Origin of the sequence: Sulfurimonas sp. HSL-1656 (genome assembly GCF_039645585.1) — a bacterium.
GTDB classification, from domain to species: Bacteria; Campylobacterota; Campylobacteria; order Campylobacterales; family Sulfurimonadaceae; genus Thiomicrolovo; species Thiomicrolovo subterrani.
In genome coordinates, this window is record NZ_CP147915.1 from 2,357,617 (window position 1) to 2,378,955 (window position 21,339).

Consider the following 21,339-nt stretch of genomic DNA (forward strand, 5'->3'; position numbering starts at 1 on the left):
TCAGCTGTCCGGGGTCGCCTCCGGCTTCGTCCGCTTCAGCACCGCCGACAGGTAGAGCGCCCCCACGATACCCGACAACAGCGACCCCATCAAAATCCCGATCCGCTCGTCCACCAGCGAGAAACAGACCCCTTCACTACATTCAAAGGCCAGAGAGCCGATAAAGAGACTCATCGTAAACCCGATCCCGCCGAGGATGGCAACCCCGAACAGCTGCGCGTTCGTCACCCCTTCGGGCAGTTTTCCCAGCCGCAGGATGACGGCAAGACGGCTGAAGAGAAAGATTCCGATGCTTTTACCGAAAAAGAGCCCGGCCGCGATCCCCATCGTCACGGAGTGCGCAAAGTCGCTCGCCGAAACGCTGCCGAAACTGACCCCCGTGTTGACGAAAGCAAAGAGCGGCAGAATGATGTAGTTGACCGGGGCATGCAGGGAGTGTTCAAGGTTATGGAAACTCTCCCGGTTGCCCCGCAGGGGGATCAGCAGTCCCAGTACGACCCCGGCGATCGTCGCATGGACCCCCGATTTCAGTACAGCGGCCCACATGACCAGCCCGATCAGGATATAAAACGTATTGTTCGTGACGCCCCGCAGGTTCATAAAGAGCAGGATCAGCGCCATCGTCATCGCCGTGCCGAGTGCGGCGAAGGAGAGCCCGTGGCCGTAAAAGAGCGCGATGACGATGATGGCACCGAGGTCATCGATAATCGCCAGCGCCAGCAAAAAAACTTTCAGCGCCGTCGGGACACGGTTGCCGAGCAGCGAGAGGATCCCCAGCGCGAAGGCGATATCCGTCGCCATCGGGATCGCCCACCCTTTCATCGCCGCCTCGTCACCGGTATTGAGCCCCCAGTAGATCAATGCGGGTACCAGCATCCCCCCTAGGGCGGCAAAAGCCGGGAGGGCGACTTTGGAGCGCTCCTGGAGGCTGCCCTCCAGCACTTCGCGCTTGATCTCCAGCCCCACCATGAAGAAGAAAACGGCCATCAACCCGTCGTTGATCCAGAGCAGCAGCGGCTTGGCAATGACAAATTCATCGAAACTGATGACGACGGGAATGTTGAGAAAATAGCTGTAAAAGCTGTGCAGCGGCGAGTTGGCCATCGCGATGGCCATCACCGTCGAGACGATCAGCAAAACGCCGATCGCGGATTCGCGCTTTAAAAACTGTAGCAGGGTCTCATGTCGCATCACTGTCCTTTCGCGGCAGATCCAGCATGAAACAGGCACCCGCCCCGCGGTTGTGGACGCTGACGCTGCCGTTCATGCTCTTCTCCATAATCGTTTTGACCATATAGAGGCCTATTCCCGTACCCTGCGACTTGAACTTCGTCGTGAAATAGGGGTCGAACACCCGGTCGATGATGTCATCGGCGACCCCGCCGCCGTTATCGCAGACGGCCACCATGATCATCTCCCTGGCCGTCTGCACGCGGATCGTGACCTGCGGCTTTTTGGTCCCGTGGTCGAGCATCGCATCCTTGGCGTTGTTCAGCAGGTTGAGCATCACCTGGGAAAACTCGTTCTCATGCCCCAGTGTCACCGGCCGTCCCTCGCACTTGAGATCGATCCCGATATTGTACCGGTTCAGTGTCGGCCGGAAGAGCTCCAGCACCTTTTCGATAGCACCGCAGATACAGAACTCCTCGCGCTCCCGGTCCGGCATGAAAAAGGTCCGGAAATCGTCAATGGTGTGCGTCATATACTCCATCAATGTCTCGGACTGCTCCTGGTAGGTCTGCATCTTCGCCTCACTGAGGTTCCCCAGCTGGTACTCAAAGAAGATGTTGCTCTGGATCAGGGAGAGCTGGTTCAGGGGCTGCCGCCACTGGTGGGCGATATTCTCGATCATCTCCCCCATCGCCGCCTGGCGCGACTGCAGGATCATGATGCGGTCCTTCTCGCGAAGCTCGTCGACCTTGAGGGCGATCTTCACCTGGAGCTCATCGTTGAACTCCCGCAGTTTCGCCATATGTTCATGTTTCATCATGTTGATCCGGTCTGCGAGGGCGAAAGAGAGCAGAATCATCTGGATAAGTGAACCGGCCTGCTGTGTATAGAGCATCACCGGATGCGTCGGTACCACCCCGAGCTGGTTCAGCGCCACGAGGATCGTCGCCAGCAGGAAAACGATCCAGCCTGCCAGGTAATAACGGGCCGCATGGTAGTTGGGCAGCACCTTGATCCCGGCGTAGATCAATACCCACGGGATGATCGCACTCCAGACGGCCGCCGCCGTAATCGCCGTATGGTAATCAAGCAGCAGTACCGAAAGCACCCCGAGAAAGGAGATGAACTCCGCAAAGGCGATGACGCGTTCCGCCTGCGGGGCATGGCGTTTGAGCATCAGGAAGTAGCGTGCGAAGCGAAACCCGAACATGGCCGAGAAGAAGATGAAAAAGGCCAGGCCGCTGTTGGCCATCCAGACGTTCCCCGGCCAGAGCCACTCGGGCCCCAGTCCGTCGAAATTGAGCTGGAAGAGCATATAACTTGCCAGGAAGGCGAGATAGTTGAAGTAGTGGATCTCCCGGACGAAGATATAAAGCACCATGTTGTAGACAAGCAGCAGCAGCATAACCCCGTAGAAGAGGCCAAGAAGAAGGTTTGAAAAAGACTCTTCCCGATACGCCTCGGAGAGCCGTTCGACCGTCAAAGGGATCTGCAGCGCCCCCTGCGTTTTGACCTGGAGAAGGTAGGTGGCGGTTCCCTCCGCGGGCGGCAGCTTCTCCCAGAACATGCGGCTTGCATAGATACGCGGGGCGTTCACGGTATCGCCGTCGCGGCTCAGCAGCCTCAAGCCTTCTCCCTCCAGACGGTAGAGGCTGTATTCGTCGATGTGCGAGTTCCCGATGCTCAGAATCCACTCCGTCCTGTCGCCCGCGGGACGGGAGAGTTCAAACCGTATCCAGATGGGTTTGTCGACGAACCCGAAGTTGTAGATGGTCGCTTCCGCCGCCCTGAAACGTGGCATCCATTCCGGGATCGTTCCCGGTGTCAAAGGCGCTTTGTCTTCCATCAGATAGGCACTGTGAGGGACAATGTTGATCGCGCCGCGATCCGAGGGGTCCAGCATGACCGTGCCGGCAACCGCATGCAGTGACAGAAGCAATACGATGATAATTGTACGGATCATACATCCCTTCCCGCGTAACATTGGGGACTATTATAGGGTGAAATGTTGAAAAGGGGGGTAAAGGCGCCGGAGGCGCCGGAGATCAGGAGAGCTGTGCGGTAATCGCGTCGGCCGTAAAGCCGAATTTCGTGAAGAGTTCGCCGGCCGGTGCGCTGGCACCGAAGGTGTCCATGCCGATGACCGTCTCAGCAAAACGGTACCACTCCATCCCGCGGGCCGCTTCGATGGCCACGGTCTTCGTACCCGGCTTGACGATTTCGGCGATGTAGGAGGCGTCCTGCTCGAGGAAAAGGTCGAAACACGGCACGCTGACAACGTTCGCCTTGATCCCTTTGTCTGCAAGCTTCGCCTTGACCTCGACGGCCAGGCCGACTTCCGAGCCCGAGGCCATCAGCGTCATCGCCGCATCCGCTTCTTCGCTCAGCAGGTAGCCGCCCTGTGCCGCGCTTCCCTTGGCCGGGGCGTCGAGCAGCGGAAGGTTCTGGCGTGAGCAGACGAACGCCGACGGGGCGTCGGTCTTGGCCAGGGCCCACTTCCAGGCTTCGATGTTCTCGTTGCCGTCCGCCGGGCGCCAGACGTAGAAGTTCGGCAGGGCGCGGAACTGACCCAGGTGCTCGATCGGCTGGTGCGTCGGGCCGTCTTCCCCGACGCCGATGCTGTCGTGCGTCCAGATGAAGAAGTGCTGGATACCGCTCAGCGCCGCGATACGCGCCGCCGGCTTCATGTAGTCGCTGAAGACGAAGAAAGTTGCGCTGAACGGCATCAGCGGACCGTAAAGCGCCATGGCGTTCGTGATCGCCCCCATCGCGTGTTCGCGGATACCGAAGTGGATGTTCTTGCCGCGCGGGAACTCACCGAGGTCCTTGAGCTCCGTCTTGTTGGACGGGCCGAGGTCCGCCGAACCGCCGAGGAAGCCCGGGATCGCCTTGGCAACGGCATTGAGGATCTTCCCGTTCGTGTTGCGCGTCGCATCGGCCTTGTCGAAGACCGGCCACTGGATGCGGGAGAAATCCGGGGTGGTCAGGGCACTCAGCGCTTCGTTCTGCTCAACCAGCGGGAGGGTGGCAAGGCGGTGTTTCCATTCACGCTCAGCCAGGTCGCCCGCTTCAACGGCGCAGCGGAAACGGGCCAGGACGTCTTCGTCGACCTGGAACGCCTCGTTCGGGTTGAAACCGCAGTTCGTCTTCGCCTCACAGATGATCTCCTCACCCAGCGGTGCACCGTGGGAGTGGTGGGAGCCTTCCATCTCGCACGCGCCCTTAGCGATCGTCGTATCGGCGATGATGAGTACCGGTTTCATGCGCGTCTTCGCTTCGGTGATGACGGCGTCGATCGCGTCGTAGTCGTGTCCGTCCACTTCAAGAACGTCCCACCCCTGCGATTCGAAGCGCTGCGCGACGTTTTCGCTGAGGCTCAGATCCGTCGAACCCTCGATCGTGATGCGGTTGGAGTCATAGATGAGGATCAGGTTGTCCAGTTGGTTGTGGCCGGCGATGGAACACGCCTCGTAACTGATCCCCTCTTCCAGGTCGCCGTCGCCGCAGAGGCAGTAGACGTGATGGTCGATCACTTTGGCCGTCTCGGAGTTCACCTGCGCACCGACGTACTTGGAGGCCATCGCAAAACCGACGGCATTGGCGACACCCTGGCCCAGCGGACCGGTCGTGATCTCGATCCCCTCCGTGTGGCCGTATTCCGGGTGGCCCGGCGTCTTGGAATCGAGCTGGCGGAACTGCTTGAGGTCCTCGATCTCGAGGCCGTAACCCCAGAGGTAGTAGAGCGAATAGATCAGGCCGGTCGCATGGCCGCCGGAGAAGACGAGGCGGTCGCGGTTGAGCCACTTGGGGTTCTTGGGGTTGTGGTTGAGGTGCTCGGAGAGCACGACGGCGATATCCGCCAGGCCCATCGGGGCACCCGGGTGGCCGGAGTTCGCCTTCTGGACCATGTCGGCCGCAAGGAAGCGGATCGTATTCGCCATTTTGGCGCGCATCGTATTGTCGCTCATTGTCATCCTTGTTGAATTCATTTGTGTCGATTGATATAGCTTAAAAGCATCGGTGAGAGTTCTTTGTACAAACGCTCATCGAAACTTTCAAGCTGCGTTTCGAGTTCCGCGGCCAGTTTGTCGGCCTCCGCCACGGCACCGTCGAGTCCCAGGAGGGTGACGAAGCTGTTCTTCGCCTCGTCGTTGTTCGTCGTCTTGCCCGCCTCTTCGCTCGTCTGGGTCACGTCGAGGATATCATCCTGGATCTGGAAGAGCAGCCCCAGGTCGATCCCGAAGTCGTACAGCGGCTGCTCCAGGGTCTTCTGGCCGGCAATGACCGCCCCCATCTGCAGCGCGCACGCGATCAACTTCGCCGTCTTGTTCGTATGCAGGAACTTCACCTCGTCGAGGGCGAGCTTCGTCTGCTCGAACGTACAGTCGATCGCCTGTCCCAGTACCATCCCGTCGCTGCCGCCGTTTTTGGCGAGCAGGTTGATGAGCCGCACCCGCGTCCGGTCCGAAAACGGTGCCTCGGAGAGGACTTCGAAGGCATGGGTGTTGAGGGCATCGCCGACGAGGATCGCCGTCACCTCGTCATAGCGGGTATGCAGCGTCGGGAAACCGCGGCGCAGATCCGCATCGTCCATCGCCGGCAGGTCGTCATGGATCAGCGAATAGGTGTGCAGCATCTCGATGGCCAGCGCCGCGTGGTTGGCCGCATCGACAAGCAGCGGGTTGAACGCGCGCACCACCCCCAGCAGCAGGGCCGGTCGGAAACGTTTCCCGCCGGCGGTCAGCATCAGTGAGAGGGCCGTATCGTAGTGGGGGTGAAAACTCTCCGCACGGGGCAGATTGTCCTGTAAAAAGCGTTCAAACTCTTCCATGCTTCTTCCGTGCGGTTTAATGGTGAAATGGTAACATGAATTTGTACAAAGGGAGGTTATGCGGGATCAGTTGCCGGCGAAGGGGTTCATGCCGCCGAGCATCCCCATTGCGGAGTGTTTTTTGTTGTCTTCGACCATCTTGACCGCGTCGTTGATGGCCGCGATCAGCAGGATCTGGAGCGAGGCTTTGTCCTCGAGCAGCGAGTCGTCGATCTCGAGATCGATGGCTTCGCCCCTGCCGTTCATCTCGAGCCGTACCATGCCCCCGCCCGTTTTGACGGTAAAGGTGCGTTCGGCGAGTTCCGCTTCCATTTCGGTGGCCTTCGCCTGCATCTGCTCGAGCATTTTGCCCATGTCGCCCAGATTCATTTTGTCAAACATCAGATCTCGTGCAGTACATCCGTGATGCCGTTGTCGTCGTCGACAAGGACGACGGTCGGCTTGTAGGTATCCAACTCACTCTCGTCAAAGGTCGCATAAGCGACGATGATTACCTTGTCCCCTTTGTGCACCTTGCGCGCCGCCGCCCCGTTGAGGCAGATGTCGCGTTTGCCGCGTTCACCAAGGATGATGTAGGTTGAGAAGCGCTCGCCGTTGTTGATATTGAGGATCTCCACTTTCTGGCCTACCCGCATGCGGGAGGCTTCGAGCAGCTCCTCGTCAATCGTGATGGAACCGACGTAGTTGAGGTTCGCATCCGTGACGGTGGCACGGTGAATTTTGCTGTAAAGCATTTCGATCGTCATGTATGTTTTATCTTCCCATCTGCTGCTGCATTGCTTCCGGCGAGATCGGTGCATCCCACAGTTCGCCCGGAATGATGTACTCTTCGACCGGCGTCCCGCCGATGATGTGTTCATCGATAATGCGCGTGATTTTGTCTTTGTTCAGACCGGCGTACATAAAATGTCCCGGTTCGACCAACATCACCGGGCCGACGTTACAGCGGTTAAGACACGCCGTACGGACCGGTTGTACTGTCGCAATTATACCCTTTTGCATCAAAGTCTGTGCTAAATGCTGGAAAAGATCCTGTGTCTGCGGGTTTACGCAGGACGGTTTGGGCATTCCCGGAGGGGAAGATTGCTCACATTTGAAAATATAGAAAGCCGGCTGTGGTACACCCATGGTATTCTCCGTTTTGAATAGAATTTGAAAAAACTCGCGTATTATAGCCAACGGTCAAGCCGGCCGAATTTAGCGAAAAAGTTAGTGGGAAGGCTTAAGACAACGCCGAAGGCGCTGCTTACGGCATGACGGTGACCGTCAGCGAGGCATTGACGTCGTAACGCGTCACGTTGATATCGAGAGTGCCGTTGGCATCCCCCGTGTAGAGGGTACCGTTCTGCTCCAGGGTCGCGTTGCTCTCCCCGGCGTTGCCCAGTATCCACGTCATGCTCTCGGTCACGTCCAGCGTCGTATTGTCGTCAAAGGTTCCCAGCGCCTGGAGTTGCAACGTCTGTTCCTGCGAGAGATTCGTCTCGTTGTTCTCGATGGAGAGCGTGACCGATGTCAGGGCGTGGACGTGGATGACGGCCGTGTCGAAGAACTGGTTGTAGCTGCCGGTGATCTCGACATCGCCGCCGTCGCTGGCCCCCGCGACAAGCCCGCTGACATCAACCGTCGCGATCGAGCTGTTTGATTCGCTCCAGTCAATAAACTCCGTGACGTTGCTGTCGGGCACGCCGTTCGTATAGGAGGCGACGGCGGTCATCTGGACGTTTTGGGTCGCGTAGAACGTGGTGGCGTTCGCCTCGACGGCGATCGACGCGATATCGCCGGCCAGCGGCGTGTTGCTGTTCTCGCCGCAGCCGACGAGCAGCCATGCGGCGGCAATAAGTATCCCTCTGCTGTACATGCCCTCTCCTAAAAACGGTAGTTGATGCCGATGTACGGCTCGAAGATGGACGAGGCCGTCTCCGTCTGGTTGCTGATCATATCAGCATCTTCCCAGCTTTTGGCCCGGTAGATGACGGAGGCCTCCAGGTCAAACCCGAGTCCCAAGGGCAGATAGGAGCCGAGACCGGCGAAAAAGCTGCCTGAGCTGACCGATTTCGTCAGCGTGCGGCGCACCTCAAGCTCGCCGGCACCGAACCCGAGTTTGAAAAAGGGGTAGAAGCCCATATCAAAATCGAAGGCCTTAATGAGGCTGATGTCGAAATAGATGTAGTCGGTATCGCGTTCCGAGAAGATATTCTTATCGTAGCGGCCGTACCCCAGGTCGACTTCGACCGCGTACCCGCGGATGTCGCCGTAGCCCGCCTTGAGCTGTACGCCCTGCAGCGTTGCCGACGTTGTACGGTCGGACGTTCCGGGGTTCTCGACACGGAAATCCTCGCTCCCCGCAATGCCCCCGAGACCGACATGCAACGTCGCGTCGGCATGCAGTACCCCGAGGCACAGCGCCGTAATAACCAAAAAACGTTTCACCCTACCGCCTTTTTTAACCGTAATGATAGTCAAACCTCACTTAACAGTGAACGAATGACCTCACGGTCGTCGAAAGGAAACTGCTTGTCGTAGATGATCTGGTACTGCTCGTCCCCTTTTCCGAGGACGACGACGACTTCGTCCCCGCTGCGCGTTTCGAGCGCCTTGGCGATCGCCGCTCTGCGGTTGGGTTCGACCACGGCCTTCTCCGGGTGGGTCATCCCGCCGAGGATATCCGCGATGATCGCATCGGGGTCTTCGCTGCGCGGGTTGTCGCTGGTGATAAAGACCTTCTTGGCAAGGTTCTCCGCCACCCGGCCCATCAGGGGGCGTTTGGAGCGGTCGCGGTCGCCGCCTGCGCCGAAGACGACCAGCATCTCCTTCTCCTTGAGGGCGTTGAGCACCTGCGCCATCCCGTCGGGGGTGTGGGCAAAATCGACGATGACGAGCGGAGATTCGCTGACCACTTCCATCCGCCCGCTCACACCCGCGAATCCGCTGACGGCGTCACAGACCGCTTCGAGGTCATCGCCGGTGACGAGCTGCACCGCTGCGACGGCTGCGGTCAGGTTATAGACGTTGAAAAAACCGTGCATCGGGCTGTGGAAGGTGTGAACCTTCCCGAAGTGCTGCACGACGGCGCTGATCCCTTCGTTGAGCGAATAGGCCACCACCTTGTAGGTCGCCGGGTTCTCTGCCCCGTAGGTAAAGGCGTTTTTGATGTTGAAATCCGCCTTTGCCTCGTCCTTGTTGATCAGTTTCTTCCCTTCGTCGGCAAAAAAGCTGTTCTTGACACGGATGTACTCCTCGAGCGTCTCATGGTAATCGAGGTGGTCCTGGGTGATGTTGGTGAGGATCTTCAGCGCAAATTCGATCCCCTCTGCCCGCGCCTGGACGATGGCGTGGGAGCTCACCTCCATGACGAAGTATTCGCACCCCGCGGCGACCGCCTGGTAGATATGGCGGTAGGTCTCCAGCAGCGTCGGCGTCGTGAGGCTTTTCCCCTCCACGACGGCATCGTTCATGAAAAAGCCGCGGGTCCCCTGCATCGCTGCCTTATGGCCGAGATCGAGCAGGATGGAGTAGATGGCGCTCGCCGTCGTCGTCTTGCCGTTGGTACCGGTAATCCCGATCACCTTGATACGGTCAAGACCGAAGAGGGAAGCGACGTCGGCGGGGGAGATAACGGAGTGGACGCCGCGCGCCTTGGCATCGTCCAGGTAGCGGCGGTTCAGTCCGGTGAGAACGAACGCCGTCTCAGCGTCGCACTCCGCGGAGTTTTCCGTTACAAAACGGAACGGTTGATCAGGAAGCGCTATCTTCAACCGGGCGGCTCTTCAGAATGTCGCGCAGCAGGGCGCGCAGTTGGTCGTCGTTGGGGTACATGGAGAGGGCCGTCTCGATGTAATTCATGGCCATCTTGTGGTACCCGTGTCTATTCAGCTGGCTGAGGAAGTCGATGAACTCCTCTTTTTCGGTGATCAGCACCCGCGTGGAGAACATGATATTCTCGAAAATCGTTTTGAAATCCCCCTGCTCTTTGACAAGCTGGCGGAAATCGTCGTAGAGAATCCCGTCTTCGTAATCCAGGCGCTGGCGCATCGGTTCGGTAAAGAGTGACGTCAACTGGTCGACCGTCCCGTCCATTGTCTGCAGGATCTCGGCGATGACCGTATCGGCCTGTTCCGCATCCTCTTCGCGCAGAACTTCGTAGTAGTCGAACAGCGCCTCGGCCGCCTCTTCGCCGCTCATTGCCATCTCGGCGAGAATCGCGCCGTTAAAGGCCTCTTTGGATTCGGGGTAATCCTGGAGCACCTGCGCGTATTGACGCAATGCCTCTTCATAATTTTCCTGGTTGAAACTTTCGTTAGCAAGGGCAAGCGTTTTATATTTGTTGACTGGTTTCATGCTCTTCCTTCTTTCAAAAATCGTATGCATTTCTCTCTCTAGAGATAATCTATTATAACGTATTTTTTGTTATCTCTCGACGGGCGCCTACACGGCGTCCATCTGGTTTTCCATGCCCATGGGCAGGTTGACGACACTCAGCTCGGGGTGGATATCCATGCGCAGCTGGCGCTCGACCCCGTATTTAAGGGTATTGCCCGAGCTCCCGCACCCGACACAGGCTCCGCCGAGCTGCACGTAGACAACACCGTTCTTGACGCCCAGCAGTTTGATATCACCGCCGTCAAGCGCCAGAGAGGGGCGTACCTTTTCGATGACGTTTTTCACCGGATCGTACAGTTCTTCATCTGTAAACGGAATCATATATGATTGTCCTTTTTTCGACACCTGTCGACAATTTTATGATCATAAAATAGGAAAAATGCGCTTAACAAGTCATAAATTTAACGAGCAGACGCCGATCCCTCAGTCAACGGGAAAGGCTTCGAGTATTGTGGCAACATAACGCGGTTTGCGCATGCCGAGCAGGACGACGTCAATTTCCGGCCGCTGCAGCAAAAATGCCAGGGCGCACTCCTGCAGCGGACGCTCACACGCTTCGAGCTGCGGCCCTATAGTATCGCGCACTTTCAGGCTGCACTCATGGGCCACGGCGGCACCGTAGGCCTCCAGGAAGAGCACCAGCTGCTGTGCGAGTGCACCGCGCTCGGCCTCGCCGAGTTTTTCGAGCACCTGGCGGATATGCGGCATCACCTGGCCGTAGAGAAACGACTCGTATTCGCCGACCCAGCCGAAACGGTGTTTCACTTCGTCGAGCTGCTGAATCAGGTTCCCAAGCGATGCCAGCGCGTCGTGATCGCACAGCTGCAGCAGTTCATTGAGGTGCGCATCGTACGACGGTGAGGGGGGATAGTCCGCCAGCCGGTACATCTGCGTGCCGTGCTGGGCGTTCAAAGGGCGGTTGGTAAGCACCCTCAGTCCGTGCTCCTTCGCCCATGCCGCACATTTGAGCCCCTCCGTCTCCAGCAGATTGAGCGGCAGCTGCACCGTCGTAAAGTGGTTGTGGGCATTGCCCGCACTTTCCGCGGCGTGGATCGCCAGGGCGACGAGATCCTCGTAGGGGAGGAATTCCGGGTCAGACGCCGCTTTGGCGAAGCTGTTCGAACTGACGCCGTAGCCGTCGATCTTCCCGGCAGCCGCCGCCTTTTCCAGGGCAACAAACGCACGGTAGAGGCGGTCGTTCATCGCATCGAGCACCTCGCTGCGCTCCTGACCCTTGTTGAGAGCGTCCAGCAGGAAGTACTCCGGGTTGTGGATCAGGTAGCACTCCAGTGACGCCGCCTGCAGCCGCTCCAGCGAACGCTCCAGCTGGTCCCACATGAAACCGGGGTGGATGCAGTGGAAAACGTGCGGCGCGTATTCGACAACCTCTTCGAACTGCTCCCCCGCTTCCAGACGCGCCATCGTACTGCCCTGGATATAGCCGAACTTGCTGACGATCTGCACCTTCTCCCGGGCGTCGTCCTCCATGAAACGCAGCGCTTTGGCGATGGCACGCTCCGCTCCGCCGTCCATGTAGTTCGTCGAGGTATCGATGAGCCTGACCCCTGCGCTCACGGCCATGCGCAGCGCCTCGATATGTTCGGGGTTCTCATCGCTGACACGGTAGGTGCCGAAACCGATCTCCGCCATCTTTTCTCCCTTTGAAGCAGCGCCGCGCTCCATGCTCTGGATGCCGGGCAGCCCCTGCTTTTGATTACCGAAGGATGCCATAGCCCCCTTTAGCCTTTCCTGCCTAGCCCGCGACCGCCGCCTCGAAATAGGCGTCGACGTCGCGAATCCGCCCGCCGCTGCCGTCCCGGACATCCAGGCGCGTATGATCCAGCTCCCCAAGCGAATGCACCCCCATCACTGCCATCAACCCCCGTATCCCCTCCTGCAGGTGCCGGTGGTAGTTCGCGACCCTTCGCGCCTTCTGTGCAATGAGGAAGGAGGCACGTTTTTTCCGGTCCTGCGTGGCGAGCCCGACGGGGCAGTGGCGCCCGTTGGCCCCGGAGCACTCCCGGGCGCGGATGCAGCCCGCCGACATCATGAAAGCACGTGCGATCGCAACATAGTCCGCCCCGAGCGCCAGCAGGAGCGTCGCATCGTCCGGCGTCAGCACCTTCTCGCTGGCGATGACCTTTACCTTCTCCCGCGCCCCGATACGTTTGAGGTCGCGGTCGACGACATAGAGGGCTTTTTGCAGCGTCATGCCGACACTCATCATCATTTCCAGCGGCGCCGCGCCGCTGCCGCCGTCGGCACCGTCGATGGTGATAAAATCGGGGAAAGCGTCCGACCCTTCCGCCAGGCGGGTCTCGATCAGTGCCGCATACGGCGAAAAGGCATCGGCGGAGGCAAGTACGATCTTGATCCCGACCGGTTTCTCCGAGAGCCGCTTCAACTCCCCGACGAAATCAAACAGCTCCTCCAGCGTCCGGGCGTAGGGGAAACGGTTGGGACTGTTGATATCCTTGAACGCTTCAATGCCACGGTAATAGGCGACGGCATCGGTCACCTTCTCCGCCAACAGCTTTCCGCCCGTCTGCTTTGCCCCCTGGGCAAGCTTTACCTCGGTCATCCGGCAAAAGCGCATCACCTTCCGGTAGCGTTCGGCGTCAAATTTCCCCTCGCCGTTACGCACCCCGTAAAGCCCGCTGCCCATCTGGAAAATGATATCGGGCAGGTCCCCCGGCACGGTCTCCGGAAACGCTTCAAACGGTGCATTCCAGTCGATACGGTAGCCGTTCAGCGACACAGGGTCGAGCAGATACGTCTCCTCTTCTTTGGGCTCCAGCACCATGTGCCGGTAGACCCGTTCGGCGATCGCCGGATTGGCGAGCAGCCGCATCAGCCGGTAGACCCCCCGGGCGAACAGGGTTCCCCGTACCGCCTGCATGTAACGGCAGTTCTTGGGGTCGAAACGGTGCGTCATGAGAAAATTGGATGTCAGACCGCCCTCCCCCGTATTAATGGGAAAATTGCCCAGATATGCCCCCCACGCAAACGCCTTGGTCCCTTCGGGCGAAATAGCGCCGTCGCTCATTGCCGAACGCCCCACGACCGATGCGGCCGTAAAAGGAAAACGGACACTGCTGCCGAACGTGACACTCAGGTGATCGGAGACTTCCTCCCTGTTCAGGACAATATTGGCATTTTTGAGGGTCAGGCGTGTTCCGTGCAGCGGCTGACCGGGGGAGAAGGAGGAGACGAGCCCCTTATTCTCCGCCGCATTATAGACCCATTTGACCTTGTCGAAGGAGTCGAAAAACTCCTCGTCACCGAAGTACTGACGCATCGGGTCGCGCAGGGCATAAAAGACATAGCGCATCCGTCCGATCAGCGGGTAGTTGATGAGCAGCTGGTTCTCGCGCTGGATATACCGGTCATAGATCAGGACGATGACGGCCAGCAGCAGCAGGACCGCCCCCGTCCCCTCCAGCAGAAACGTCAGGATGGGAAATCCGTGTTCCCCCTGGATGAAGTCGAGAAGCTGATCCATCTCAGTTTCCCTTGAAGAAAAGGTGGTCCAGACTGTACCTTCCCGGGCCGTGGCTGAAGAAAATACCGAGGAAGATGAAATAATAGAGCGGGATCTCAAATCCGCTTTTGCTGCACTCGAATCCGTTGGGAAGATGGACCGTCAGGATCGCCGTCACCATAATGATCATCAGCGGTACCGTGATGAGACGCGTCAGAAACCCCAGCGCCAGCAACACGACCCCGATCACTTCAACCGAAGAGACAAGATAGGCGGTGAAGAGAGGAAAGGGATAGCCCAGCACGTCGAACCACTCTGCCGTCGCATTGATCGCCTCCCATTTGAGGTGGGCGGCTTCCGTGAACCCCGTAGCCACCGCCAGTCGTGCCGCCAACAGAAACAGGTGTGATCCGTATTCGCCCAGCCGCGAGAACTCCCCGTAGAACTTTCCGAACTGCATGAGCACTCCTTTGAAGCCTTCTGCTCCATTGTAGCGAAAAGGCCTCCAAATGCTAAGACGTCCGAATCGTCTGGCACAAATGCCCCGATACCGAAAGGGGAACGACGGCGGGAACGTGGAGCGGCTTCAGTACCCTTCAGGGCCGTCGTGGCAGTCGTAACAGCTGACCATGTGGCCGGCTTTGAAATTTGTTGTTCCCCACGCCGTCGTGTAACTGCGCTCTGAGGATGTACCGGAAAGGATACTTCCGCGGTAATCGTCCCCGTGACACGCTTTGCACGATGCGCGATCATGGTTTGCCACCGTACTGTGCGGGTAAACCTCCGATGGATATACCGTGTGCATACCGTGCGGGCCTGCATCGTGGGTATACGGTACGGTGTCGTGGCAGGCCGTACACTCGGCCACCGTCCCTCGATGCCCCTGCACCGTCATACTCTGGATATTGTCCTCATCATGCGAACTCGGGTAGATTGCGTGCGTCGAACCGTGGCAGGCCGAACACTGCATACTGCCGTGCCCCGTGCTGTAACGGTAGAGACTCACCCCCGCCGCCGGCGTATCCGGGTTCGTCGCAAAACGCGTATCGAGCGCCTCGCGCAGCGTACCTGTGCCCATATCCGTCACCGCCGTTTCAAAACGCATGCCCTCCTGGTGGCATGCCTGGCAGTTCGGCTCCTCCAGCCATCCGCTGCGCGTATGGGCCCCGACCGCACTCATCGTGCCGTGGCAGCTCTGGCACTGGATGTTGTCCTGTTTGCCCATGGCACCGCGCAGACACTTCGTCGCCGCACCCGGATGACAGCGGTAGCAGGCGTCGCGGTTGGTCGCACTGTTCAGCGTCAATCCGTTGTCCGGGTCTTTCACCTCCGAATGCAACGAATGGATCGCCTCCGTCAACGGCTTGATGCCGGCAATACCCGTACCCGGAAGCGCATTACTGCCGTGACAGGTCGCACAGAGCACCGGGTTGGCATTCTTGGCCGTCGGGTAGAGTCCTGCATCGTCGTAGCCGTTGTAGCCGGCCGTCTTCAGCTCCGGCCGGTGGTCCGATACCGCTGTCGGGAACTTCTCGTCGTGCAACCTCAGGATGTTCCATTTGAAATCCTTCTCAGCATCGGTGTCGAGTTCCCATCCCTCCGCCGGCCGTGCCGCGACGTATCCGCTCGACGACCCGTGGCAGGCCCGGCAGTCCATCTCGTCGCTGACCGGCAGTACGACCATCGTCGTCGCCAGAAGCGCACCCGAGGTATCTTTGGCCGCGACACGGACCATCGGGTAATAGTTCTTGCTGCCGTCATCGTTATAGGGCGTCAGCGGCAGCCCCGTCGCTTCCCACCAGTTTGCTGTCGCATTGAAAGAGAGGTTGTGCTCGTCCAGGTCCGGTGTATGGTTGCCCGTCAGACCCGTATCGGGAAGGGGGGAGCCGTGGAACAGAATGTCCACAAAATCCCAGAAGTTTGTCTTGAGGCTGCTGTGATCGTTATAGAGGCTTGTCGTATTGTATTTGCCGTCCAGCGATGCTACCGCACTGTAGGTGATCGCCACCCCCGATGTCACGTGCTTACCTGACGTACCCGCCTTCTGGATAAGCTGGGCGTTGAGGTTGTTATAGGGCGGCAGGATGGAAAAAACGGAGAAGTCACTGCCGTCCATGCAGTGCATCCCCAGGTCATTCCACGCCAGGAGCGTATACGCACCGCTGTTGCCGAACTCCGCGGCAGCCACTTCCTCCGCTCTGCCGTCGTTCGACGTGCTGCCGCAGGCGGACAGTATAAAGACGAGTCCTGCCGTAATGATCTCTTTCACATACCGCATCGTTTCTCCTCACTCGGAAATGAGTGGATTATGTCAATGCACTATGAAGATTTGATAAACATCGTAGCTGAATTCTGAAACCGTTTTGTTACCGATCTACTGTATAGGAGAATAACGCTGGCTCTGTGCCGGTGGGAGAAAATTGTTTTTAATTTCGGGAAAGGGATCTTCCCATGAGGGGAAGATTATACCAGTTCGATGAAAGCCATCGGCGCTGCGTCACCGCGGCGTGTTCTGGTTTTGATGATGCGGGTGTAACCGCCGTTGCGCTCTTTGTATTCCGGTGCAACTTCGTTCATCAGTTTTTTGACCGCTTCTTTGCTCTGCAGGGAAGCGAAGACGGCGCGGTGCGCGTTGGAGTCACCTTTGCGTGCCGTCGTGATCAGCTTCTCGACGTAAGAGCGGAGCTCTTTCGCTTTCGGCAGCGTCGTTTCGATTTTTCCGTTTTCGATCAACGCAATGCTCATGTTTTTCAGCAGGGCGGCGCGGTGCGCGCTTGTGCGTCCGAGCTTGCGGTATCCGTGACGATGTCTCATGACAGTTCCTTATTCAGATTCAATTTTCTTTTTCAGTACGCTGATCGTCTCGTCGCTCATCTCCTGACCGACCTGGAAGCCGGCTTCTTCGAGCTTTTCAACGATCTCGTCATACGATTTTTTGCCAAGATTCTTAACGTTTTTAAGGTCATTCTGGCTCATCAGGACGATCTCACCGATGTATTTCAGGTCGGCACGGTCAAGGCAGTTGAAGCTGCGTGCCGAGAGGCCGAGCTCTTCGATCGGTGCCGTCAGCTTGCCGATCTCTTCGGAAGCTTCCGCACGTTCGATCGTTGCCGGGGACTGGATGCTGATTTCGCTGCTGAAAACCGCCATCTGCGCATGCATGACGTTCAGGGCATTGCGGAAAGCGTCCAGCGGGCTGATCTGGCCATCGGTGACGATGTTGAGGACAACCTTCTCAAAGTTCGGGTTGTCTTCGACGAGGACATTCTGGATCGCATAGGTCGCTTTGCGGACCGGCGTAAAGAACGCGTCGAGAGCGATGTAGCCCTCTTCGACTTCGTCGCGGATATCTTCGCTCGGGACGTAACCGATCCCCTGGAAGATCTTCAGTGAGAAGTTCAGCGTCGCATCTTCGTTCAGCGTCGCGAGGAAAGCGTCCGGTGTAACGACGTCAACGTCGTCATTGATCAGATCGCTTCCTTTGATCTCGCACGGTCCGACGAAGCTGTAATCGATCGTCGCCTCTTTGGCATCGTTTTTCAGTTTGAAACGGATGCTTTTGAGGTTGATGATAAAGTCAGAAATATCTTCGAGCATACCGCGCACGGAGTCGAACTCGTGCTTGGCTCCCTCGATCTTGATCGCGATCGGCGCATAGCCTACCGAGCTGCTCAGCAGGAACCGGCGCAGCGGGTGCGCCAGTGAAACCGCATAACCTGTCTCGAACGGATAGGCAATGATATTCGCTTCGGTATCGCTGATCTGCTCGACGACGAACTCTTCGGGCAGAAGCGGAGCTGTTTTGATCTTTTTCATAAAGCGCCTTTCGTTTAAAGATTATTTCGAGTAAAGCTCGACGATGAAACGTTCTTCCACTGGAATAACAACTTCTTCACGCTCCGGAAGGCGGGTAAAGATCCCGAACTTCTTCTCGCCGTCAACGTCAACCCACGGAGCCATGCCCGTCTGGTTAGTCAGTTCGATCGCGCGGACAACCTGAACGTTGTTCTTGCTCTTCTCGCGGATTTCGATCTTCTGACCCGGTTTGACGCGGTAAGAAGGGATGTCGACACGCTTGCCGTCAACCAGGACATGACCATGGGTAACGAACTGGCGTGCGAAACGGCGTGTAGACGCGAATCCCATACGGTATACGACGTTGTCCAGGCGCTGCTCGAGCAGGAGAACAAGGTTCGTACCGGTGTTGCCTTCGCGGCGTTTTGCTTCAGCAAAGATCGCACGCATCTGCTTTTCGGAGATGCCGTACATGAACTTCGCTTTTTGCTTCTCGTTCAGCTGTGTGCCGTATTCAGACACTTTCTTACGGCGCTGGCCGTGCTGACCCGGAGCATAAGGACGTTTGTCGAGTGCAGATTTGCCTGCCAGACGACGCTCACCCTTCAGGTTAAGGCTGACGCCGAATCTTCTTTCGATCTTTTCTACTGGACCTCTGTATCTTGCCATCTATAGCCCCCTTACACTCTACGACGTTTCGGTGCGCGGCAACCGTTGTGCGGCAGCGGAGTAACGTCTTTCATGAACGTCACGCGGACACCTTCGATTGCACCGACAGATTTAACTGCTGTTTCACGGCCTGAACCCGGGCCCTGAACCTTGATACCGACCTCTTTGATGCCGTGTACCATTGCTTTTTCCAAAGCGGCTTCAACCGCCTGCTGTGCCGCAAACGGAGTAGACTTCTTGGAACCCTTGAAACCAAGGCTACCAGCAGAACTCCATGCGATCATGTTACCCATTTCATCGGTAACGGTAACGAGCGTGTTGTTGAAAGACGCAGAAATATGCACGATACCGCGTGCAATGTTCTTCTTGACAACTTTTTTACGAGTTACTTTACGTTTTGCCATTCAATCGCTCCTTACGCTGCGCCGACAGTACGACGCTTCCCTTTACGGGTACGTGCGTTTGTCTTCGTTTTCTGACCGCGGCAAGGCAGTCCCTTACGGTGGCGGAGACCGCGGTAGTTACCGAGGTCCATCAGGCCTTTGATGTCCATTGCGACTTGTTTGCGCAGGTCACCTTCAACCATGTATTTTTCGCGGATCTCTTTCGTGATGTTCGCGACATCGTCTTCGGAGAGCTCATAGACACGCTTGTTGTAATCGATACCCGTAGCATCGAGGATCAGGCGTGACGTGTGGAGGCCGACACCATAGATGTAGGTCAGGCCGTACTCAACGCGTTTTTTCTTAGGAAGGTCTACACCAGCAATACGTGCCATGTTTATCCTTGTCTCTGTTTATGTTTAGGGTTCTTACAGATAACTCTGACGATCCCTTTGCGCTTGATGACTTTACAGTCATCACACATCTTCTTGACGGAAGAACGTACTTTCATTGTATGCCCTTGGTTGGTTTAATTGAAACACTCTCCCCACTCGGGGAAAATGGGTTCAGCCGCATTCCGCCGTGCGGAAACGGCCCACGATAACCAGCGATACGCTTTACGCGTTTCAGGCGGGACTCTAACCCTGCCAATACTTGCAGCTGCCTTGTCAAAAAACAGATGTAAATACTCAACGCATTGTGTTTAAAACGGTAAAGTGGAGGCGTATATTACTTAAAAATATCTGAATGTATTATTAAATTGCAGCATTATCCTCCCCCCGCCGGCCGAAGTGGCACCGGAAGAAGGAGAGGACGGCAGCGATGCCCTCTTTTTTACGGACCGTCGTGGCAGTCGTAGCAGCTGACCGCATGCCCGGCATCAAAACTGACGCTCTTGCCGCTGACTGTGAAACTGCGTGCCGCAAAGGTCTCAGAAAGGAAACTGCCGCGGAAATCGCTGCCATGACAGGCCGCACACTGCGTTTCGTCGCGTTTGGCAGCCGTACGGTGCTTGCTGATCCACTCCTGCCCTACGGTATGCATGCCGTGCGGACCGCCGCTGATCGTCGTCGGGACCGTCTCGTGACAGGCCGTACATTCGGCAATAGTACCCTCGTGCCCCTGCACCGCGATGCTCTGCAGGTTGTCTTCCGCATGGGAACTCGGATAGATGGCGTGGGTCGAACCGTGGCAGGCCGAACACTGCATCTCACCGTGCCCCGTGCTGAAACGGTAGAGGCTCACGCCGGCCATCGGCGTATCGGCATTGGTCGCAAAACGGGTATCGAGCGCTTCGCGCAGTGTCCCCGTCTGCATATCCGTAACGGCCGTTTCGTAGCGCATGCCGTTCTGGTGACATGCCTGGCAGTTGGGCTCTTCAAGCCAGCCGACTCTGCCATGCTGCCCGACGGCGTTCATGCTGCCGTGACAGCTCTGGCACTGGATGCTGCTGATCTTACCCATTGCCCCGCGCAGACACTTCGTCGTCGCCCCCGGGTGGCAGCGGTAACACGCATCACGGTTTGTCGAGCTGTTCAGCGGCTGGCCGTTCACCGGGTCATCAACCTCGGCATGCAGGGAGTGCAGCGCCTCGGTCAGCGGCTTCGTCCCGCTCACACCCGCCGTCCCCAGCGCGTTGGTGCTGTGGCAGGTCGCACAGAGCACGGGGTTGCCGCTTTTGGCCGTCGTGTAGAGCCCCGCATCGTCATACGCAGTGTAGCCTGCAGCCTGCAGTTCCGCCTGGTGGGCACTCACCGCTGAGGGATGCTCCTCGTCGTGCAGGCGGAGGATATTCCATTTGAAATCCTTCTCCGGGTCGGCGTCGTTTTCCCAGCCCGAATCCGGCATCGCCTCGGCGTATCCGCTGGCACTGCCGTGACAGGCGCGGCAGTCCATCTCGTCGCTGACCGGCAACACGACCTTCGTCGTCGCCAGCACGTTCCCCGATGCATCCTTCGCCGTCACGTCGATCATCGGGTAGTAGTTCTTGCTCCCGTCGTCGTTATACGGGGTCACAGGAAGGCCCGTCGCCTCCCACCAGTTTTCCGCCGCATTGTAGTGCAGCGCATGCTCGGTCATCTCGGGGGTATGGTTCCCCGTCAGGCCGACATCGGGCATGGGGTTCGCCAGGAACAGCGCCCCCACGTAGTCCCAGAAGTTCGTCTTCAGCTCATTGCTGTCGGTATAGACACTCGTCGTGTTGTACTTCCCGTCCAGCGACGCCGCCGCCGTATAGGTAACCGTGACCCCCGAGGTTACATGTTTCTCGCCGCCGTCGGTTTTCATAATCAAGTGGGCATTAAGCGTATTGTAGGGCGGCAGGATGGAAAAGACCGAATAGTCTTTGCCGTCCATGCAGTGCATCCCCAGATCGTTCCAGGCCAGCAGCGTATAGGTCGCTGCCGCCGTTGTGTCGCCGCCCCCGCCTTTTTTGCCGCTGTTCGCGTCGCTTTTCGTATTTACACCCGATGCCGACGCGCAGGCCAACGCCGCGCACAGGACACCGGCAACTATTTTTTTGCCTTTCATATAACTCCTTTTTATACAAAATGGCAAGCATTATGAGAGAGCTAAATGAAGATTGGATGAAGATGTAACAAAGAGTTCAGATTAGAGAAATTCTATGTTTG

23 protein-coding genes are annotated in these 21,339 nt (G+C 57.8%); all 23 read right to left on the minus strand.

Annotated features, from left to right (window positions below; all coding sequences use genetic code 11):
• Entirely contained in the window at positions 1-1,191 is a 1,191-nt protein-coding gene (gene nhaA / locus WCX49_RS12155) for a Na+/H+ antiporter NhaA (protein ID WP_345985346.1), read from the minus strand.
• A complete protein-coding gene (locus tag WCX49_RS12160) occupies positions 1,181-3,133 on the minus strand; it encodes a sensor histidine kinase (protein ID WP_345985347.1) in 1,953 nt (650 codons plus the stop codon). The genes nhaA and WCX49_RS12160 overlap by 11 nt, the downstream gene beginning before the upstream one ends.
• An 82-nt stretch (positions 3,134-3,215) precedes the next feature.
• The gene (tkt, locus tag WCX49_RS12165) at positions 3,216-5,138 is read right to left on the minus strand and encodes a transketolase (RefSeq protein ID WP_345985348.1); all 1,923 of its coding nucleotides are present in this window, start codon (positions 5,136-5,138) and stop codon (positions 3,216-3,218) included.
• 17 nt (positions 5,139-5,155) lie between these two features.
• Positions 5,156-6,001, minus strand: coding sequence for a polyprenyl synthetase family protein (locus WCX49_RS12170; RefSeq protein WP_345985349.1), 846 nt, complete (start codon positions 5,999-6,001; stop codon positions 5,156-5,158).
• 66 nt (positions 6,002-6,067) lie between these two features.
• On the minus strand, positions 6,068-6,382 hold the full coding sequence (locus WCX49_RS12175) for a YbaB/EbfC family nucleoid-associated protein (RefSeq protein ID WP_345985350.1): 315 nt from the start codon (positions 6,380-6,382) through the stop codon (positions 6,068-6,070).
• Positions 6,382-6,747, minus strand: coding sequence for an aspartate 1-decarboxylase (gene panD, locus WCX49_RS12180; protein WP_345985351.1), 366 nt, complete (start codon positions 6,745-6,747; stop codon positions 6,382-6,384). Before panD ends, WCX49_RS12175 begins: the two co-directional genes overlap by 1 nt.
• A gap of 7 nt (positions 6,748-6,754) precedes the next feature.
• Positions 6,755-7,129: a (2Fe-2S) ferredoxin domain-containing protein gene (locus tag WCX49_RS12185; RefSeq protein WP_345985352.1), complete on the minus strand. Its 375-nt coding sequence runs from the start codon at positions 7,127-7,129 to the stop codon at positions 6,755-6,757.
• 118 nt (positions 7,130-7,247) lie between these two features.
• Positions 7,248-7,859, minus strand: a complete 612-nt coding sequence (locus WCX49_RS12190; RefSeq protein WP_345985353.1) for an Ig-like domain-containing protein — start codon at positions 7,857-7,859, stop codon at positions 7,248-7,250.
• 8 nt (positions 7,860-7,867) lie between these two features.
• The gene (locus tag WCX49_RS12195) at positions 7,868-8,431 is read right to left on the minus strand and encodes an outer membrane beta-barrel protein (protein ID WP_345985354.1); all 564 of its coding nucleotides are present in this window, start codon (positions 8,429-8,431) and stop codon (positions 7,868-7,870) included.
• A gap of 29 nt (positions 8,432-8,460) precedes the next feature.
• Positions 8,461-9,756: a UDP-N-acetylmuramoyl-L-alanyl-D-glutamate--2,6-diaminopimelate ligase gene (locus WCX49_RS12200; RefSeq protein WP_345985355.1), complete on the minus strand. Its 1,296-nt coding sequence runs from the start codon at positions 9,754-9,756 to the stop codon at positions 8,461-8,463.
• Positions 9,737-10,339 (minus strand): hypothetical protein, encoded by a 603-nt coding sequence (locus WCX49_RS12205; protein WP_345985356.1) that lies wholly within the window; start codon positions 10,337-10,339, stop codon positions 9,737-9,739. The genes WCX49_RS12200 and WCX49_RS12205 overlap by 20 nt, the downstream gene beginning before the upstream one ends.
• A gap of 87 nt (positions 10,340-10,426) precedes the next feature.
• The gene (locus tag WCX49_RS12210) at positions 10,427-10,702 is read right to left on the minus strand and encodes a NifU family protein (RefSeq protein ID WP_345985357.1); all 276 of its coding nucleotides are present in this window, start codon (positions 10,700-10,702) and stop codon (positions 10,427-10,429) included.
• Positions 10,703-10,804: 102 nt separating this feature from the next.
• Positions 10,805-12,112, minus strand: a complete 1,308-nt coding sequence (locus tag WCX49_RS12215) for an aldo/keto reductase (RefSeq protein ID WP_345985358.1) — start codon at positions 12,110-12,112, stop codon at positions 10,805-10,807.
• Between the two features lie 22 nt (positions 12,113-12,134).
• Entirely contained in the window at positions 12,135-13,883 is a 1,749-nt protein-coding gene (locus WCX49_RS12220) for an FMN-binding glutamate synthase family protein (RefSeq protein ID WP_345985359.1), read from the minus strand.
• 1 nt (position 13,884) lies between these two features.
• Positions 13,885-14,322 (minus strand): DoxX family protein, encoded by a 438-nt coding sequence (locus WCX49_RS12225; protein ID WP_345985360.1) that lies wholly within the window; start codon positions 14,320-14,322, stop codon positions 13,885-13,887.
• A 126-nt stretch (positions 14,323-14,448) separates the two neighbouring features.
• The gene (locus WCX49_RS12230; RefSeq protein ID WP_345985361.1) at positions 14,449-16,140 is read right to left on the minus strand and encodes a hypothetical protein; all 1,692 of its coding nucleotides are present in this window, start codon (positions 16,138-16,140) and stop codon (positions 14,449-14,451) included.
• A gap of 185 nt (positions 16,141-16,325) precedes the next feature.
• A complete protein-coding gene (gene rplQ, locus WCX49_RS12235) occupies positions 16,326-16,676 on the minus strand; it encodes a 50S ribosomal protein L17 (RefSeq protein ID WP_345985362.1) in 351 nt (116 codons plus the stop codon).
• A 9-nt stretch (positions 16,677-16,685) separates the two neighbouring features.
• Complete coding sequence (locus WCX49_RS12240) at positions 16,686-17,678, minus strand: DNA-directed RNA polymerase subunit alpha (protein ID WP_345985363.1); 993 nt, start codon at positions 17,676-17,678, stop codon at positions 16,686-16,688.
• 21 nt (positions 17,679-17,699) lie between these two features.
• Positions 17,700-18,326, minus strand: coding sequence for a 30S ribosomal protein S4 (rpsD, locus tag WCX49_RS12245; RefSeq protein ID WP_345985364.1), 627 nt, complete (start codon positions 18,324-18,326; stop codon positions 17,700-17,702).
• Between the two features lie 11 nt (positions 18,327-18,337).
• Positions 18,338-18,730 (minus strand): 30S ribosomal protein S11, encoded by a 393-nt coding sequence (rpsK, locus tag WCX49_RS12250; protein WP_345985365.1) that lies wholly within the window; start codon positions 18,728-18,730, stop codon positions 18,338-18,340.
• An 11-nt stretch (positions 18,731-18,741) separates the two neighbouring features.
• On the minus strand, positions 18,742-19,104 hold the full coding sequence (rpsM, locus tag WCX49_RS12255; protein ID WP_345985366.1) for a 30S ribosomal protein S13: 363 nt from the start codon (positions 19,102-19,104) through the stop codon (positions 18,742-18,744).
• A gap of 2 nt (positions 19,105-19,106) precedes the next feature.
• Positions 19,107-19,220, minus strand: coding sequence for a 50S ribosomal protein L36 (gene rpmJ / locus WCX49_RS12260; protein ID WP_231019314.1), 114 nt, complete (start codon positions 19,218-19,220; stop codon positions 19,107-19,109).
• A gap of 323 nt (positions 19,221-19,543) precedes the next feature.
• Complete coding sequence (locus WCX49_RS12265; RefSeq protein WP_345985367.1) at positions 19,544-21,238, minus strand: hypothetical protein; 1,695 nt, start codon at positions 21,236-21,238, stop codon at positions 19,544-19,546.
• Positions 21,239-21,339 lie beyond the last annotated feature (101 nt).

Excerpts from the sequence above, each read along its gene's own strand:
- rpsD (WP_345985364.1), bottom strand. The coding sequence starts at position 18,326 with ATGGCAAGATACAGAGGTCCAGTAGAAAAGATCGAAAGAAGATTCGGC.
- WCX49_RS12215 (WP_345985358.1), bottom strand. The coding sequence starts at position 12,112 with ATGGCATCCTTCGGTAATCAAAAGCAGGGGCTGCCCGGCATCCAGAGC.
- WCX49_RS12220 (WP_345985359.1), bottom strand. The coding sequence starts at position 13,883 with ATGGATCAGCTTCTCGACTTCATCCAGGGGGAACACGGATTTCCCATC.
- WCX49_RS12175 (WP_345985350.1), bottom strand. The coding sequence starts at position 6,382 with ATGTTTGACAAAATGAATCTGGGCGACATGGGCAAAATGCTCGAGCAG.
- WCX49_RS12170 (WP_345985349.1), bottom strand. The coding sequence starts at position 6,001 with ATGGAAGAGTTTGAACGCTTTTTACAGGACAATCTGCCCCGTGCGGAG.
- tkt (WP_345985348.1), bottom strand. The coding sequence starts at position 5,138 with ATGAGCGACAATACGATGCGCGCCAAAATGGCGAATACGATCCGCTTC.
- WCX49_RS12205 (WP_345985356.1), bottom strand. The coding sequence starts at position 10,339 with ATGAAACCAGTCAACAAATATAAAACGCTTGCCCTTGCTAACGAAAGT.
- rpsM (WP_345985366.1), bottom strand. The coding sequence starts at position 19,104 with ATGGCACGTATTGCTGGTGTAGACCTTCCTAAGAAAAAACGCGTTGAG.
- nhaA (WP_345985346.1), bottom strand. The coding sequence starts at position 1,191 with ATGCGACATGAGACCCTGCTACAGTTTTTAAAGCGCGAATCCGCGATC.
- panD (WP_345985351.1), bottom strand. The coding sequence starts at position 6,747 with ATGACGATCGAAATGCTTTACAGCAAAATTCACCGTGCCACCGTCACG.
- WCX49_RS12160 (WP_345985347.1), bottom strand. The coding sequence starts at position 3,133 with ATGATCCGTACAATTATCATCGTATTGCTTCTGTCACTGCATGCGGTT.
- WCX49_RS12265 (WP_345985367.1), bottom strand. The coding sequence starts at position 21,238 with ATGAAAGGCAAAAAAATAGTTGCCGGTGTCCTGTGCGCGGCGTTGGCC.
- WCX49_RS12185 (WP_345985352.1), bottom strand. The coding sequence starts at position 7,129 with ATGGGTGTACCACAGCCGGCTTTCTATATTTTCAAATGTGAGCAATCT.
- WCX49_RS12240 (WP_345985363.1), bottom strand. The coding sequence starts at position 17,678 with ATGAAAAAGATCAAAACAGCTCCGCTTCTGCCCGAAGAGTTCGTCGTC.
- rpsK (WP_345985365.1), bottom strand. The coding sequence starts at position 18,730 with ATGGCAAAACGTAAAGTAACTCGTAAAAAAGTTGTCAAGAAGAACATT.
- rplQ (WP_345985362.1), bottom strand. The coding sequence starts at position 16,676 with ATGAGACATCGTCACGGATACCGCAAGCTCGGACGCACAAGCGCGCAC.
- rpmJ (WP_231019314.1), bottom strand. The coding sequence starts at position 19,220 with ATGAAAGTACGTTCTTCCGTCAAGAAGATGTGTGATGACTGTAAAGTC.
- WCX49_RS12230 (WP_345985361.1), bottom strand. The coding sequence starts at position 16,140 with ATGCGGTATGTGAAAGAGATCATTACGGCAGGACTCGTCTTTATACTG.
- WCX49_RS12210 (WP_345985357.1), bottom strand. The coding sequence starts at position 10,702 with ATGATTCCGTTTACAGATGAAGAACTGTACGATCCGGTGAAAAACGTC.
- WCX49_RS12225 (WP_345985360.1), bottom strand. The coding sequence starts at position 14,322 with ATGCAGTTCGGAAAGTTCTACGGGGAGTTCTCGCGGCTGGGCGAATAC.
- WCX49_RS12190 (WP_345985353.1), bottom strand. The coding sequence starts at position 7,859 with ATGTACAGCAGAGGGATACTTATTGCCGCCGCATGGCTGCTCGTCGGC.